The sequence below is a fragment of the Brevibacillus sp. 7WMA2 genome (genome assembly GCF_010748895.1).
Lineage (GTDB): Bacteria > Bacillota > Bacilli > Brevibacillales > Brevibacillaceae > Brevibacillus_B > Brevibacillus_B halotolerans.
This window is the reverse complement of the sequence record NZ_CP048799.1, coordinates 1,833,464-1,849,005: the sequence shown is the minus strand read 5'-3', so window position 1 is coordinate 1,849,005 and position 15,542 is coordinate 1,833,464. Positions and strand designations below refer to the sequence as shown.

Annotated in this window: 16 protein-coding genes; 15 read left to right on the top strand and 1 reads right to left on the bottom strand. The window is 40.6% G+C overall.

Annotated elements, in window-relative coordinates; genetic code table 11:
- The first annotated feature begins 64 nt into the window (after window positions 1-64).
- From nikA to GOP56_RS06790, 14 genes are all read left to right on the top strand, one after another.
- The gene (gene nikA / locus GOP56_RS06855) at window positions 65-1,696 is read left to right on the top strand and encodes a nickel ABC transporter substrate-binding protein (RefSeq protein ID WP_163245208.1); all 1,632 of its coding nucleotides are present in this window, start codon (window positions 65-67) and stop codon (window positions 1,694-1,696) included.
- 35 nt (window positions 1,697-1,731) lie between these two features.
- The gene (gene nikB / locus GOP56_RS06850) at window positions 1,732-2,670 is read left to right on the top strand and encodes a nickel ABC transporter permease (protein ID WP_096886757.1); all 939 of its coding nucleotides are present in this window, start codon (window positions 1,732-1,734) and stop codon (window positions 2,668-2,670) included.
- Between the two features lie 2 nt (window positions 2,671-2,672).
- On the top strand, window positions 2,673-3,518 hold the full coding sequence (nikC, locus tag GOP56_RS06845) for a nickel ABC transporter permease subunit NikC (protein WP_163245207.1): 846 nt from the start codon (window positions 2,673-2,675) through the stop codon (window positions 3,516-3,518).
- Window positions 3,519-3,534: 16 nt separating this feature from the next.
- Window positions 3,535-4,503, top strand: a complete 969-nt coding sequence (locus tag GOP56_RS06840) for an ABC transporter ATP-binding protein (protein ID WP_163245206.1) — start codon at window positions 3,535-3,537, stop codon at window positions 4,501-4,503.
- Window positions 4,504-4,520: 17 nt separating this feature from the next.
- Complete coding sequence (nikE, locus tag GOP56_RS06835) at window positions 4,521-5,327, top strand: nickel import ATP-binding protein NikE (RefSeq protein WP_163245205.1); 807 nt, start codon at window positions 4,521-4,523, stop codon at window positions 5,325-5,327.
- 412 nt (window positions 5,328-5,739) lie between these two features.
- Window positions 5,740-6,525, top strand: a complete 786-nt coding sequence (locus GOP56_RS06830) for a thymidylate synthase (protein ID WP_003335970.1) — start codon at window positions 5,740-5,742, stop codon at window positions 6,523-6,525.
- A 20-nt stretch (window positions 6,526-6,545) separates the two neighbouring features.
- Entirely contained in the window at window positions 6,546-7,022 is a 477-nt protein-coding gene (locus GOP56_RS06825; RefSeq protein WP_254068705.1) for a dihydrofolate reductase, read from the top strand.
- Between the two features lie 212 nt (window positions 7,023-7,234).
- Window positions 7,235-7,810, top strand: coding sequence for an RNA polymerase sigma factor (locus GOP56_RS06820; RefSeq protein WP_003335972.1), 576 nt, complete (start codon window positions 7,235-7,237; stop codon window positions 7,808-7,810).
- Window positions 7,800-8,900: a TolB family protein gene (locus GOP56_RS06815; protein WP_163245203.1), complete on the top strand. Its 1,101-nt coding sequence runs from the start codon at window positions 7,800-7,802 to the stop codon at window positions 8,898-8,900. Before GOP56_RS06820 ends, GOP56_RS06815 begins: the two co-directional genes overlap by 11 nt.
- Window positions 8,901-8,914: 14 nt before the next feature.
- Window positions 8,915-11,218 (top strand): hypothetical protein, encoded by a 2,304-nt coding sequence (locus GOP56_RS06810; RefSeq protein WP_163245202.1) that lies wholly within the window; start codon window positions 8,915-8,917, stop codon window positions 11,216-11,218.
- Window positions 11,218-12,144, top strand: coding sequence for an ABC transporter ATP-binding protein (locus GOP56_RS06805; RefSeq protein WP_163245201.1), 927 nt, complete (start codon window positions 11,218-11,220; stop codon window positions 12,142-12,144). Before GOP56_RS06810 ends, GOP56_RS06805 begins: the two co-directional genes overlap by 1 nt.
- On the top strand, window positions 12,144-13,013 hold the full coding sequence (locus GOP56_RS06800) for an ABC transporter permease (protein ID WP_121474487.1): 870 nt from the start codon (window positions 12,144-12,146) through the stop codon (window positions 13,011-13,013). The genes GOP56_RS06805 and GOP56_RS06800 overlap by 1 nt, the downstream gene beginning before the upstream one ends.
- A 66-nt stretch (window positions 13,014-13,079) precedes the next feature.
- Complete coding sequence (locus GOP56_RS06795) at window positions 13,080-13,271, top strand: hypothetical protein (protein WP_003335978.1); 192 nt, start codon at window positions 13,080-13,082, stop codon at window positions 13,269-13,271.
- Window positions 13,272-13,532: 261 nt separating this feature from the next.
- The gene (locus tag GOP56_RS06790) at window positions 13,533-13,832 is read left to right on the top strand and encodes a DUF1292 domain-containing protein (RefSeq protein ID WP_003335979.1); all 300 of its coding nucleotides are present in this window, start codon (window positions 13,533-13,535) and stop codon (window positions 13,830-13,832) included.
- Between the two features lie 72 nt (window positions 13,833-13,904).
- Here the strand turns inward: GOP56_RS06790 and GOP56_RS06785 are convergent, their stop codons facing one another.
- Window positions 13,905-14,294, bottom strand: a complete 390-nt coding sequence (locus tag GOP56_RS06785; protein ID WP_003340577.1) for a YflT domain-containing protein — start codon at window positions 14,292-14,294, stop codon at window positions 13,905-13,907.
- A 180-nt stretch (window positions 14,295-14,474) separates the two neighbouring features.
- Here GOP56_RS06785 and GOP56_RS06780 point away from each other — a divergent pair, with 180 nt between their 5' ends.
- Window positions 14,475-15,221, top strand: a complete 747-nt coding sequence (locus tag GOP56_RS06780; RefSeq protein ID WP_003340575.1) for a YebC/PmpR family DNA-binding transcriptional regulator — start codon at window positions 14,475-14,477, stop codon at window positions 15,219-15,221.
- Window positions 15,222-15,542: the final 321 nt, after the last annotated feature.

Genomic DNA, 15,542 nt, shown 5'->3' with positions numbered 1-15,542 from the left:
TTGGTAATGTTTTTTTGTGTTTTAACATTTTTAGAATAATTAAATTATATAAAAGGTGATAAAAATGTATTTGAAACGGTCTGCATTTATTACTTCTTTTGTTGGACTAGTAGCGCTGCTAACAATCATTATCGCTGGCTGTGGTAACACAACAAAAGAAGGAGAAAATAGAGCAACTCAAGATAGTTCAAAAGTTCTTACGTTTTCCTGGTCTGGAGATATCGGAGACGTAAATCCTCATACCTATTTTCCGAATCAATGGTTCTCACAAGCTATGGTATATGAATCTCTCGTTTACTACGGTGAAGGCGGGGAGCTTAAACCGTGGCTGGCCCAAAGCTGGGATGTATCGAAGGATGGAAAAGAATACGTGTTTCATCTAAGAAAAGATGTTACATTTTCGGATGGATCGCCGTTTAATGCTACAATCGTGAAGAAAAATTTCGATACGGTTTTAGCTAATGCTCCCCAACATGAATGGATGGAATTAATAAATCAAATTAAAAGTACTGAGGTAGTGGACGATTTTACGTTTAAATTAATTTTGAACAAGCCATATTACCCTACTCTTCAGGAGCTTACGTACATCAGACCTTTACGATTTGTAGGAGAAGCTGCCTTTCCTGATAGCCAAAACACATTTAAAGACGGGCTCAAGTCACAGATTGGGACAGGTCCATGGGTACTAAGCGAATATAAGAAAAATGAAAGGGCTGTCTTTACAAGAAACGAGAAGTATTGGGGCGAGAAACCGAAAGTCGATAAGGTGATTGTTAAAGTCATACCTGACGGTGAATCGAGAGTTCTCGCTTTTGAGAAGAAGGACATTGATTTGATTTTTGGGAACGGAGTCATAAGCCAGGATTCGTTCCGGTTTCTGAAGGAATCGGGAAAATATGAAACCAAATTATCAGAACCTACGGCTACAAGGGCGTTACTCTTTAATACGAACAGAGAAGCTCTTAAAGAGCGTAACTTACGTCTAGCTATCCAGCATGCCTTTGATAAGCAGGCTGTCATCGATCATATCTTTTACGGCACAGAAAGAAAAGCTGATACGTTATTTGCACCTACCATTCCATATACGAAGATTGATGTAAAACCGTATGAACACGATGAAGAAAAAGCAAAACAATTGTTGGATGAAGCGGGCTGGAAACAAGTAAATGGCAAACCATTTCGAGAGAAGGCTGGAAAAACGCTACAATTGGAGCTAATGTTTATTAGCTCAGACAACATCCAGAAGGCGATTGCCGAATATACCCAAGGCGAGTTTAGAAAATTAGGGATAGATATGAAGCTGACAAGTAAGGAAGAAGAGGATTTTTGGGCCACAGCCAATGAAGGCAGCTTTGATTTATTATTTACGGCAAGCTGGGGTGTTCCGTTTGATCCACATTCCTACTTATCTGCTATCACAACACCTTCGGAAGGTGGCAGTCCGGATTACAAAGCTCTATCAGGGCTACCAGGCAAGAAAGAATTAGATAAAAAAATCAAGGAAGTATTAGTAAGTACAGACGAAGCACACAGAAAGATGCTTTATACAGATATTTTAACAACATTGCACGAACAGGCTGCTTACTTACCAATATCTTATCAATCTAATATAGCGGTCTATCATAAAAATCTGAGCGGGGTTCATTTCTTGCCTCAAGAATACGAAGTTCCTTTCACTACCATTGATATGAAGTGAAGTGGGGTTATGTAAAAACGGCAAAGGAGTAGTAAATGGGTTGGTTTATTGTTAAACGTCTCACAAGTTTACTGCCAATATTATTGGGAATTTCTCTGATCACTTTTATTCTGCTCCACTTAACCCCTGGGGATCCGGCCGTAGCTTACTTGAGGGCGTCACATATTCCTCCAACAGATGAGGCAGTGGCTTCCCTTCGAGCAGAGCTAGGGCTGGACAAGCCCCTGTATATCCAGTATGTAAATTGGTTAGGAAAAGTGGTTCAATTGGATTTAGGGGTTTCTTATGTGTCGAAGAAATCTATATGGGATGAAATTATTCTCCATTTCTCCCCAACGCTGCAACTTGCATGTGCTTCATTACTCCTGATTGTTTTTATTAGTTTACCTTTAGGAATGATTTCTGCCCTTTACAAGGGAAAATTAATTGATCAGGTTAGCAGGATGCTTGCCTTTGTAAGCGTCTCGATGCCTGCTTTTTGGCTCGGATTTCTATTCATCTATTTTTTATCGGTAAAGTTAGATTTATTTCCCGTATTGGGAAGAGGAACTTTTGCCCATCTAGTGCTTCCGGCCCTGACATTGGCTTTTCCTTATATAGGTACGTACATGCGCTTGCTTCGCACCAGTATGCTAGAAAACTTGAATGAGCCATTTGTCGTGTATGCGAGAGCGCGAGGGCTGCGAGAAAGTCTAATCATTGGTAGACATGTGTTTAAAAAATCCTTATTACCTGTGTTAACTGGACTTGGCATGAGCATTGGAAACATGCTAAGCGGAGCCGTTATTGTTGAGACCGTCTTTGCATGGCCTGGTATGGGCTCCTTGTTTGTCACTTCTATTTTACACCGTGATTATCCGATGATTCAGAGCTGTTTATTGTTTATGGGTGTGATCTTTGTCGTCTGCAATCTCCTTGTGGATATTGCATATGCTTTCCTAGATCCCCGGATAAAATGGGAAGGAGAGCAATAAGCGTGTTGAAAAAATTGAAGCAAAAGCTACTGTCACAAAAGCTACTGTCACAAAAGCTCATGATCATTTGCAGCATGATTATCATCCTCATGATACTCTTAGCACTGTTTGCTCCTTTTTTGTCTCCAAATGATCCGAATCTAGTTGATATCACGCAAAAGCTACAAGGCCCTTCCTCGAAGTTTCCGTTAGGGACAGATCATTTAGGCAGATGTATATGGTCTCGACTGATCTTTGGAACACGAACCTCACTGGGGACAGCTTTTTTTGTCATGGGATTTACCATGCTAATTAGTCTTCCAGTTGGGATTTTTGCAGGCTATAGAGGTGGTTGGGTTGATTATCTGTTCATGCGAATTTGTGATATTTTCATGGCTTTTCCAAGCTTGCTTCTGTCATTAGCTTTGATTGGAATCCTCGGGCCCGGTCTGGGGAATATGATTTTTGCCATGGTGCTTGTCCAATGGGTGTTTTATGCGCGAATCATTCGAGGAATGGTTCTTAGTGTGAAGGAGCAACCCTTTATCTTAGCAGCAAAAGTGTGCGGAACACCAAAGCTGGTCATTGTTCTAAAGCATATCTTACCCACCATTATATCGCAGGTGGTCGTTTTAGCTTTTATGGACATTGGAGGAGTTGTTTTAGCTATTTCTGGTCTCTCATTTCTGGGTCTTGGCATACAGCCGCCAGGAGCGGAGTGGGGAATGATGATCAATGACAGTAAACCGTTTTTTAGAAATAACCCTTCCTTGATGCTGTATCCAGGGATGATGATCTTACTTGTCGTGATCGCTTTCAACCTGTTCGGAGAAGCCTTGAGGGATGCCTTAGACCTAAAAAGAAAATAGAAGGGAGGATCAGAGGATGGCACAGCACCCCATTTTAACTGTTAACAATTTACATATAGTTGTATCAACACCGCATGGGGTGACTCAGACTGTCAATGAGGTAAGCTTTGAAATAGAGGCTGGAAAAGTGTTTGGACTGGTTGGAGAAAGCGGATCAGGTAAAACGATGACATGCCTGTCTTTATTACATCTTTTGCCTGAACAGGCAAAGGTGGTAGAAGGGAGCATCACATTTCGCAATAAAGATTTGCTAACCTGTTCAGAAGAAGAGGTAAGAAAAATACGCGGTAGCGAGATCGCTTTTATTATGCAAAATCCGATGACTGCCTTTAATCCTGTACGTACAATTGGCAGACATTTTATAGAAACACTTAGAACTCATCTGCCTATTACCAAGCGACAAGCACAGAAAATAGCTTTGGAGCATCTGGAAAAAATGGACTTGCCAAATCCAGAGAATGTATTGAAGCAATATCCATTTCAGTTAAGCGGCGGTATGCTCCAGCGTGTGATGATTGCAATCACGATGTCTTTACAGCCCACGATTCTTATCGCGGACGAGCCAACGACAGCCCTCGATGCGACGAATCAACTTCAGATTTTGAGGCAGTTGGATCATATAAGAAAAGAATATAATACAGGTATTTTATTAGTTTCACACGATTTGGGGGTCATTGCTCAGCTAGCTGATGAAGTAGCTGTCATGTATGCTGGCTATATTGTTGAAAAGGCACCGGCATCTACATTATTTAATCGCCCGATGCACCCCTATACCCGTGTCCTGTTACAAGCCAGACTTGGAGTAACGAGCAGGAGGAAGGGGATTAACCGTGTTAGCATGTCACTCCCTAAACAGTTAAATAGAGAGGATATCTGCCCGTTCTTAGACCGATGCGAGAATGCAGACCACATCTGTGCAACGAAAAAGCTTGAATGGAAAGAATATGAACAAGATCATCTGGTACGATGTGTAAAATTACGATAAAGGTGGCTGAATGAAGAGTGAGTCTGCTTACGCTTACAAACATAAAGAAAACATATTCACTAGGAAATTCTGTTTGGAGGAAGGGGAAAACGGTAGAAGCTGTTAAAGATGTCTCTTTCACTCTGGAAGAAGGGATATGTTTAGGACTAGTGGGAGAAAGCGGAGCAGGAAAGAGCACTCTTGGCAAAATTATTTTGGGACTTGAAAAACCTGATCAGGGAGAGGTCTGGTTTCAGGGAAAGGACCTTTATCGTCTAAAAGAAAAAGAATTAAGAGAGGTACGGCGGGATTTACAGGTTGTCTTTCAGGATTGTTATAGCGCTGTAAATCCACGATTAACGATTAGAGAGATTATCGCTGAACCCTTACGAAATTACGAACAACGAACAGATACTCAAGAAAGACAGAAAGTACAGGAGCTTTTGGAGATCGTAGGCTTAGATCCGGAAGATATGGATAAATATCCACACCAGTTCAGCGGAGGGCAATTACAGAGAATCAATATCGCTAGAGCGATTGCACTAAGACCGAAGCTGATTATACTTGATGAGGCTGTAAGCGCTTTAGATGCTCTTACTCAGGTACAAATCTTACAGCTTTTAGCAGAATTAAAAGAAGAGTTTCAGCTTTCCTATCTGTTTATCTCACATGACTTACAGGCGATCAATTATATCGCGGATTGTATAGGGGTCATGTATAAAGGTGAGATTGTTGAATGGGTAGATGATATGGAGCAGCTTGAACGATTAAAACATCCTGTTTCCCAAAAAATCATGTCTTCTGTGTTATATCCATATCCAGGATTCTCTAAGCTTAAAGCTTAGGTGTTTGAGGGGATGGGACAGAAGCTGTTGAACGGTCCAGAAATCTAAGAGAGTTTCAGAGTAGGTAAAAGTCAAATGTATCCCCTTATTTTTCGAACGCACTTTTTGGAAAAGGGGGAAAGAATTTGTATCCTTTCCTTTTACAACAGAAGGTGGAAACTCTCTTTCATTCACTTACGGCACACCTGTAATTAGTTGACTTTTGAATATTTAGACTACTATCTATTTCAGACTGCACAAGGCTAAGGAGCAAGGTCTTTCTAGCTAGAAGCATTGCAATCCCGCCATTTGGTAATCATGTACTAGTTTTTTTGCTAGTTTTGTGACACAAAAGTGTATTGGGCGAAAAGCTTTTCAAGAACGGAATGTTTCGATATACTGTCTTAGAGTTTGTAAGAAGGACGTGAACAAGATGAGTCAAGCAGATATACAATACCTTGCATTAGTGGAAGATATTTTAGAAAACGGATACTATGATAACAATCGGACAGGAATCCCTACAAAAAAGCTATTTGGTAAGCTGTTAAGCTATGATTTACAAAAAGAATTTCCGATTTTAACAACTAAATTTGTTGCATTTAAAACAGCAGTTAAGGAATTGCTATGGATTTATAAGCATCAAAGCAATGATGTGAGACTCTTACAAGAGATGGGCGTACGTGTTTGGGATGAATGGGCCAAAGAGGACGGAACGATCGGGAAAGCATACGGTTATCAAGTTGCTAAACACAAACAGATAGACAAGCTGATCGATGGCCTAAAAAACGATCCTCAAGGGCGCCGACATATTATTAGTTTATGGGATATGAATGATTTAGAAGAAATGGCCTTGCAGCCATGTGCGTTTCAAACCATGTGGGATGTTGCGGACGGTTATTTAAACTGTACTCTTGTACAGCGTAGCGGTGATATGGGGTTAGGCATTCCGTTTAATACTACCCAGTATGCCGTGCTTATTCATATGATTGCGCAGGTCACAGGGCTGAAGCCAGGGAAATTCCAGCATTATATTAACAATGCACATATCTACGAAAATCATTTCGAAGGCTTACGTACCCAATTAACAAGAGAGGCCTATCCTGCTCCTACCTTCTGGATTAACCCGGAGATCACCGATTTTTATGATTTTACACCGGATGATGTGAAATTAATCGATTATAAGCATCAGCCGAAAATTGCCATGGAGGTGGCTGTTTAGTGCTATCAAGCATTTTTGCTATGGGGCAGAACCGTGTTATTGGGAGAGATAACCAGCTCCCATGGCGATTGCCAGAGGATCTCAAGTATTTTCGACGCATTACCACTGGCCATGCTATCATCATGGGGCGTAAAACCTACGAATCAATTGGAAAGCCTTTGCCTAATCGGCGCAATATCGTGCTGACGACACAGGAAAACTATAAGGCGGATGGCTGTGAAATCGCTCATTCGATCGAAGAAGTTCTGGCCCTGATTGATCATAAAGAAGAAGCCTTTATTATTGGTGGGGCGGAAATTTATAAGCTATTATTGCCTTTCACTAGCAAAATGTACATTACGAAGATTGGGCAGGAATTCGAGGGAGATGCCTTTTTTCCAGCCTTTGATGAATCTGAATGGGCATTAGTTGAAGTGACACCAGGTGTACAAAACGAAGAGAATCCATATCAGTATGAGTTCCAAATATATGTTCGGAGTGTAACGAATTGTAAATAGTTTGGGGACTATCCCAAGCAATGTCAACTGCCAAAACATCTTTGCTCCCAGTATTTGATCGGGAACAAAGATGTTTTTTTCTGTGTGTTTGTTTTTTTTTGCTTATGTATAAGAAAAAATGCATATTTTGCACTTTTTTTATTTATGGCTGTGACCTTTTTCAGATATGATGCGTCAATTGGAGTAGAAACAAACAGTGTGGAGGAAGAGGGATGGTAATGGCCGTAAAGCAGGACGGTAAGGAAAATCCGTCTGTTGCGATAGAGACTGATTACTATGAGGCGAGAGATTTCCCAGAGTTATATGATGAATATTTTGATCGGGTCAATCGCTATTTACGATGTCGAGTACATAGTTCGTGGGATGCAGACGACTTGACAACCAGCGTATTTTTAAAGGCTCTGGAAAAATTTGACCAATATAGCCGTCGAAGCCCGTTTGCATCTTGGATTTTTCGTATCGCTCATAATACGTTTATTGATTTTGTTCGTAAGGTACGTGAATACCCGACTGAAGCAGAAGAATTATTGTTTATTGAGGCAGATGATGAGTATCAACCTGAATTGCGTGTTTTATCTAAAGAAGAAATGACTTTATTACGGACTAGGTTAAATATGTTATCGCAGGATCAGCGTGATGTTTTGACGCTACGTTTCTTCGCTGATCTAAAGATTTCCCAGGTTGCTGAAGTGCTAGGTAAAAGTGAATCGTCCGTTAAGATGATCTCTCACCGCGGAATAAAAGTCTTGCAGAGTTTTTATGAGGAAGGTGATCGCCATGAAGGATGATCTACGCAATGCATCAGATCAGATAAATGATCATGAACAGACCGTGGTTGAACTCTTGTCACATTTAAGTGATATGCGTAAGGCGGTTCCTGTTAACTATCGATTAAAAGAAGATTTGAAACGTAAATTAATGGAGCAAATGCAAGGGCAAAAACAACCGCAACTGACGGTAATTCGCCAGGAAGAAATAAAGCACAATGATCAAAAGAGGATCAATCGAAAAAGAGGCTGGTATATGCTAGGAGGGATTGGAACAATTGCTTTGGCTGCCTTTTTATACGTAAATGTTGCTCAGGCAGATGTTGATCTTGCTATTTCAAAGTCATCCATCAATATTCCTAAACTATCCACTGATTTGGCAGTGCTATCCTCTGATTTACAAGTTGCCTATTTACAAGCCGATAATAAGCTGCACATCATAAGCGGATTTGACAGTGACATAGATACCCCTATTGAGCTTCCACAACAAATTGGAACATATGACTCCATTGCATGGAATTCTACAGGCACAAAGTTGGCGCTAACGGAAAACAGCCAGGAGAAAGGGAAATTGTGGATTTTACAGCTTAATAAGAGTAAACAAAAAAGCTATGCTCCGAGACTATTATTGGAGCAGGAGAATCGTCCGGTGATTGACCCCGCATTTGATCCTAAGGATGAATTTTTAGCTTATACAGCATATAAGCAGGATAAACCTGAGATTTGGGTAACCAATCTGCGTACGTTTGGTAAAGAGAAGGTAGCGGATGGTTCAAAGCCGGCTTGGTCTCACAATGGTCGTTATCTCTCGTTTGAACAAAATGGAGAGGTTTGTATTTATGATCGCCAGACGGGAGAAATCAAGGAAAAAGTAAAAGGCAGCTCTCCCTCGTGGTTTTCAGCTAAGCAGCTTACAATTCTTTCTCCAGATGGCATCATGTTAATGGGTACGATGGATGAATCTATTAAAAACTGGAAAAAAGTAAAGCTTCCAGCAGGTATCGAGAAGGAATCAGTAAAAAGGGCTGAATGGACGAGTGATGGAAAGCATCTATTAATTGTCAACTCTGATCAACAAGGGTTTATGTTTACGCCGCTTGATTTACAATAATAGGAGGAAAATATATGTGGAAATGGCTGGTAGCGATTGCGCTCGCTTTCATGGGATTTCAACTTCCTGTTTCGTATGCGGCGGACAGAATTGAAATGAAAACGAAGATTCCGTTTGCTGATATAACAAGCCAGGATAATTTAATTCGCGTTCATGCAGATATTACAAATAACGGTGATGCCGTCTCGGGTGAACTGCGGTTTGCAAGTGAAACGCCTCATTCAAAGGAGGCTCTTCCTTATGTAAAAGAGATTACGGTTCAAAAAGGGGAAACGAAGCATGTTTTCTTCGACCTACCAAGTGAAGAGATCATAAATAATAGCGAGGCATTACGACTTGAATTTTATCAAGGCAAACACTTGCTTGCAAAGGTAAAACCAAACTATCAGATTAGAGAAAAACAATCGGATCAAGTAACGGTTGTTGTCCTCGATCAACACGAAAATAGTATGCAATTCTTAAACCAAGTAAGACAAGAGGGTGCTGAAGACAGTAATAAAGAAGCTGTTCCGAGAAATGAGGCTACCTGGAGCAGTATGCTGGTCAGCAATGTAAGACCAGAAGAGCTACCCACTGAAGCTCATGTACTAAGTAATATCAATATGCTAGTCATTGGAGATATTTCAGCAAGCAGCTTACCTTCAGAACAGATAAAGAAAATAAAAGAATGGGTATATGCTGGAGGGAACATTTTGTTATCTGCTTCCACTCCTCCAGAAATACTAGATGCTTTTAAAGAGTGGATGCCAGCTTTAACCAAGCAGCCGGGAATCACTAAGGATTTGTCTAGCTTTACCGAGATCAGTAAAAAATCAGCTTTGCCTATTCAACAGATAGCGGTGTATAACAAGTCATTGCCACTGTTTTCGACCCAAAAGGTGGGCTTAGGAAAGTTGTTTTTTGCGAACTATGATGTCAATGCACAGCCACTGGCCTCATGGGAATTCAACCGTCAGCTTTGGAGTAAGCTAGTCTCCCAATATGCACTAAATAGCCAAGTGCGTTTTCCTTATCTGAATCGAAATCCTAACTATTATAATATGTCACAGCACATTCCTGATGTTCGTCTGCCGTCTGCTTCCGTGCTATTTTTCATTTGGATCGGTTATGTACTATTGATTGGTCCTATCCTGTATGTGCTGTTAAAACGTAGGGACCGTAGAGACTGGGCGTGGGGAATTATCCCGGTATCAGCCCTCGTGGTTAGTGTTGGAGCCCTTTCTTTTGGGAAGAATTTAATTGCTCCAAATGATAAGCTTTATACAGTAAACCAAATTATCTCGATTCGACCAGATTTAGCGATTTTAAAATCGGATGCAACTGTGTTGAAACGTTCTGGTGGAGAAGTGACCTTAGACACAAAAGATGGGATTATCGTTCCAGGAAATCTTTTGCAATACACAGAACGAAATAAAAACAAATCAACCTATACCATTCGACAAAACGATCGTGGTCAATTTCAAACAACCTTAACTCATATCCCGTATATGGCGCAAAAGCCGATTAATGGGGGAGGTTTAGTTAAAGATGTTGGCCAATTACAAGCTGATTTGGTGTTCGAGCAGGAGCATATCAAAGGAACCATAACAAACAAGAGTGTTTTTGATTATCAAGAGCTGTATCTGACAATGGGAAATCGAAGAATGGAGCTAGGCTCTCTTGCTAAAGGGGAAACCAAGCAAATAAATGAAGAAGTGAAGCCATTTTATACACAGGATTTCTCAGTTGAAGACGCGACATATCCTACGCAAAACGAGCGGGAAAAGGCTATTTTGTACGAAAGTTCACTGCAAGGGCTAAGCAATGCTAACGGATTGACTTTGATAGGTGTAAGCAATAGCCCCTATCAGGTCTTTACTACATCTGAACAAGGAATCATGCAAGACTATCTAAGCTTTGTTCAACAACCCATTTTGTTAAAAGATGCGCAAACCAGTCACATCACGTACCCATATGGGACACTAGGGGTTCAGATTCTTAGTACGGAAGGCAAAGTAAATAGAGATGATCACGATGCGGTTACTATGTTTAATGGAAAAGTAACGTACGGATTACAAGCACCAGCCAATGTGGACATCACAAGAGTGACGGCCCCTCTAGACAATTTGGCTTATCGCTTTGTGAAGAAAGCAGTGTATCATGCCGCTTCTCGTGAGTGGAAAATCCTTGACAGTAGTAGCGCATTAGAGCTAAAAGACAATCCGAAAGAATATATCAATTCGGAAGGTTTTATTTTGATCAGATTTATTTATGAAGGAGATTCACCTGTCTCCATTCCACAGCCTGTCTTCCAGTTGGAAGGAAAGGAGAAACAATAATGATACAGACGCAGAATCTCTCCAAACGATATGGGAAATTTGAAGCCCTAAAGAATGTGAACCTGTCCATTCAAAAGGGAAGCGTTTATGGGTTTATTGGGCCAAATGGTGCGGGCAAGAGTACAACGATGATGATTCTAGCTACCCTCCTACCAGCTACCAGTGGAAAAGCTTATGTTGGCGGATATGATGTAGAGAAGGAGCCTAGGGAGGTTAAACAGCTCCTAGGCTACATGCCTGACTTTTTTGGTGTTTATGATAATTTAAAAGCAACCGAATACCTTGACTTTTATGCAAGGGCATATAATATTCCAGCCCGAAACCGTTCTAATTTGATTGCTGATCTGTTGGATTTAGTTAATCTCAGTAACAAAGCTGATGCTTATGTGGATCATTTGTCACGCGGAATGAAACAGCGTCTCGGCTTAGCCCGTTGCTTGGTTCATAGTCCAGAAATTCTTATTTTGGATGAGCCTGCTTCAGGGTTGGACCCACGAGCACGTATCGAAATGCGAGAAATCTTAAAGAAATTACAAGGAATGGGCAAAACAATCCTGATTAGCTCACATATCCTGCCTGAGCTAGCAGAGCTTTGCGATGAGATCGGCGTCATTGAAAAAGGCCAGCTGATTGCAAATGGAACGGTTAACGATGTAAGCACGGAGACACGCGGTATCTCTATTATGCAGGTAAAGACATTGGGGAACGTGGAGCTTGCAGAACGAATCCTTCAAGCCTCTCCTTTTGTGAGACGCTTAGATAATAAAAACAGTCATTTTCGGTTTCACTTTACAGGTACACCGGAAGAGAAGGTTATTTTACTACAGCAGTTAATACAGGCAAACATCCCTGTAACACACTTCGCAGACTCACAGGAAAACCTAGAAGATGTGTTCTTAGCGATAACGGAAGGGGTGGGTAACTGATGGGTCACTTTTTTGGTAATCCGCTTATTTCGAAAGAATTGCGTGAGAGATTTCGTTCGAAAAGGTCGATCTGGATTCTGTTTAGTTATCTAATGGTCTTTGGTGCTGTTCTCTTGGGATATTTAACTATCATGGAGAAAACGTCCACGTTTTTTTTAGGAGAGGGAGATGATCTATTTTTTGCTATGTCAGCTCTGCATTATGCCTTGATTTGTTTTATTGCGCCGGCACTAGCAGCAGGGACAATCAGCGGTGAAAGGGAAAGGCAAACCCTGAATATCCTATTAACCACTCAATTATCGCCACGACGGATTATATTGAGCAAGCTGGTTACATCATTGTCCTTTATGTTTCTCTTAATTATGGCTTCTCTGCCGTTATACAGTTTTGTATTCTTATACGGTGGAGTATCACCATCCCAAATTTTTAGTATCATTCTCTTCTTTGCTATCAATATCCTGTTTTTTGGTTCGTTAGGAATCTTTTGTTCAACATGGGTTAAACGTACTGGGGTTAGTACGATTATTGCATATGGTATTGCCTTTTTCTTTGTGGTAGGTACGGGGTTTCTCTTGTACTTTTTGGTAGCGATCATGCGTTACTGGTATCCCGAAATGAATGGGATAGAAAACTTTTTCCTACTAAAGTGGCTCACCTATATTAATCCATGTATAGTCGGTTCACGTATTTTAGGCATGACCATGTTTTCTTCTATGTCAAGCAACGATGATTTTTATTGGGGATATTTCGCTAGCTTTTATCTAGTGCTCAGTATAGGTTTATTATGCTGGTCTGCTTATTTGTTAAAGCCAGTGCGCCGTCCATGGTCTCGAAAACAAGAGGGCATGAGTGAGGGCACTAGTGAATAGCCTAGCTTGATGGATTCATGCTATACTACCCAAAGAATGGCTGAGAGAATGCAGGGGGTTATAACCATGGGACAGCAAAATAATCAACAAGATGTACAAGTGTTAGACTATGAAGAGATGCTGCAATTCGTAGAAAGAAAACTGGCTGAAGGCGGCATGAAAGTAGGTCGTCAAGAAATTATTACCATTTTGGAAGCTGAGGAAGCCTTTTTGATTGAAAAGGGAGTCATTGAAGAGATCCCTTACGAGGCTGATTAGTTTACCTCAAAAAACAGTAGATACATGAAGGAGACCGTCTTCTTAGAAGGAGACGGTCTTTATGTTTTAGAACTTCTCATAGACTTTTCCTAAAAAGCAGGGTATGCTAAGAAAGGTGTAGGGGAACACTGGATATAGATGGGACTAGCTAATTGAGCTAGCATCTACCCTGTTATGTAAGCCCATACCAAACATATGAGTTGCTGTCTGAATGGACGACGATACATAACCTAAGCGAACAAAAGCAGGAGGCATATACACATGGAAAATGAAAAAGATTTGGTTTTAGGTGATATCATCACACTAGATGATGAAAATGGCGAAGAAATGGGCGATTTTGAAGTAATCGCGATGTTTGAATTAAATAACAAGCAATTTGTTGCACTTACAGAAGCAACCGAGGAAGACGAGATTGATGAAGAAGGCGAAATCGATATTTATGTATTTGGTATTGAAGATGGAGAACTAGTACCATTGCTAGAAGAAGAGGAAGAGGCTGCTCATGCGAAATTGCATGAAACAATGGAAGGCATCGAGCTGATTGACCGTACGCACGAGTAAAAAAAACATGTAAAAAATGTAAATCAAACCCGGAGCTACCTTTACTCCGGGTTTCTTGCTGTTTAAAGCACCCTATTGATTATATTGCGTATTCATTTCAATAATATTATCTTTTAAATCATGCACAGCCAAAATGCAGGTTTTATCAGTCTCTTCCAGTTCTCTAACTAGGGCAGAGGCTTCGTCTTTGGTTAGTCCAATATGTTCGAGCTTTGAACGTAATTCCTTCCCACCGTTATCAAAAAAGTTAGCTTTGGTGTCGATATGGCCCTTTGCTTTTTCAAAATGTGTACTGTATTTGTAAAAATTGTCGCGTTGATTTGAATGATTCTTATCAGGATTCCATTTCAAGACATAAATGTCATCTTTAGCATATCCAGATGAATTAAGTGCCTCAATGTCAGCAACCAGATGCTCGTCATACTTATGCAGCTTTATAAACGGTTTCGTTGCACTTAGCACAGGCTCATCCTCCTCGCAAATAGGTATGGGTTCACTATCTATCTTACCCCGTAATTATGTCTTTACCCTTGCCATCTTTGTGGCAATCAGACGAGCCAGCCTTGTATGAATCGCTATTTTTTGCTACAATAAATTATTATTTCATACCCAAGCAGACATTTCTGGTGAGGAGAGTTTCAGATGCCAAAGTTTAAGTTATTTGCAGGAAAAAAAGGTGCAGCCGATCAAAAGAAAAACAATCAATATGTTAAGTTAGCTCGTCAAATTTTTGTAGAAGCTAAAAACGGCGGACCTGACCCCACTGCAAACCTGAAACTAAAAGCAATTATTGCCAATGCACGAGCTATTAATATGCCCAATGACAATATTGAGCGTGCGATTAAAAAAGCGACAGACAGTGGTCAAGGGGATAATTACGAAGAAATCCGTTATGAAGGCTATGCTCCAGGCGGAGTAGCTGTGATCGTAGAATGCTTGTCTGATAATCGTAATCGTACAGCCGCTGATGTACGAGCTATTTTTGGTAAACGTGGTGGAAACATGGGGGAAACAGGGTCTGTAAGCTTCATGTTTGACCGTAAAGGTGTAATTGTTATTGACCGCGAAGAATTCGAGGTTGATGAAGATACAATGCTGATGCAAGCCCTAGAGGCGGGTGCAGAGGATTTAATCGTGACAGAGGAAGAATTCGAAGTCATTACGCATCCCCACGAGTTAGAGCAAGTAAAACATGCATTGGAAACAGAGGGTTATAAATTTACCAATGCTGAGATACAGTGGATTCCACAAAACACTGTGAAAATCTCAGGTGAAGATGCTGAAAAAATCCTGAAGATGATGGAAGCATTTGAAGAAAATGACGACGTACAAAATGTGTATGCGAATTACGACATTGATAAAGAAGAGCTGGAACGTATTCAAGGCTAAGTCTTTCAGCCATCTTGTCCAAACGGCAGGGTGGCTGTATTTATCTACAAGAAACGAACGAATGTTCCTGTTGTTTTTAGGAAGTAGCCTGTTACGTAAAAGCTTTACCTTTTATAAGAGCTAGGTTGCAAAAAAATACATATAAAAAAGCAGGAAGAACGTTACCTTTGTTAGAAAGGGATAAAGATGGTTATTTTTCTAGAAGAATAGGGAAAAGCAATAGGAAAGGTGAACTTTTCTTTGTATGTAAGTTTGTTACGGTGGAACAACAAGTAAAATACATGTATAGTAGCAACTATGTAAGAGCTTTCATGTAAAAGA

What these genes read in the sequence shown, in the direction of transcription:
- GOP56_RS06780 (WP_003340575.1), top strand. Translation starts at nt 14,475, where the DNA reads ATGCCAAAGTTTAAGTTATTTGCAGGAAAAAAAGGTGCAGCCGATCAA.
- nikB (WP_096886757.1), top strand. Translation starts at nt 1,732, where the DNA reads ATGGGTTGGTTTATTGTTAAACGTCTCACAAGTTTACTGCCAATATTA.
- GOP56_RS06815 (WP_163245203.1), top strand. Translation starts at nt 7,800, where the DNA reads ATGAAGGATGATCTACGCAATGCATCAGATCAGATAAATGATCATGAA.
- GOP56_RS06795 (WP_003335978.1), top strand. Translation starts at nt 13,080, where the DNA reads ATGGGACAGCAAAATAATCAACAAGATGTACAAGTGTTAGACTATGAA.
- GOP56_RS06810 (WP_163245202.1), top strand. Translation starts at nt 8,915, where the DNA reads ATGTGGAAATGGCTGGTAGCGATTGCGCTCGCTTTCATGGGATTTCAA.
- GOP56_RS06825 (WP_254068705.1), top strand. Translation starts at nt 6,546, where the DNA reads ATGGGGCAGAACCGTGTTATTGGGAGAGATAACCAGCTCCCATGGCGA.
- GOP56_RS06820 (WP_003335972.1), top strand. Translation starts at nt 7,235, where the DNA reads ATGGTAATGGCCGTAAAGCAGGACGGTAAGGAAAATCCGTCTGTTGCG.
- GOP56_RS06805 (WP_163245201.1), top strand. Translation starts at nt 11,218, where the DNA reads ATGATACAGACGCAGAATCTCTCCAAACGATATGGGAAATTTGAAGCC.
- GOP56_RS06790 (WP_003335979.1), top strand. Translation starts at nt 13,533, where the DNA reads ATGGAAAATGAAAAAGATTTGGTTTTAGGTGATATCATCACACTAGAT.
- nikA (WP_163245208.1), top strand. Translation starts at nt 65, where the DNA reads ATGTATTTGAAACGGTCTGCATTTATTACTTCTTTTGTTGGACTAGTA.
- GOP56_RS06830 (WP_003335970.1), top strand. Translation starts at nt 5,740, where the DNA reads ATGAGTCAAGCAGATATACAATACCTTGCATTAGTGGAAGATATTTTA.
- GOP56_RS06800 (WP_121474487.1), top strand. Translation starts at nt 12,144, where the DNA reads ATGGGTCACTTTTTTGGTAATCCGCTTATTTCGAAAGAATTGCGTGAG.
- GOP56_RS06840 (WP_163245206.1), top strand. Translation starts at nt 3,535, where the DNA reads ATGGCACAGCACCCCATTTTAACTGTTAACAATTTACATATAGTTGTA.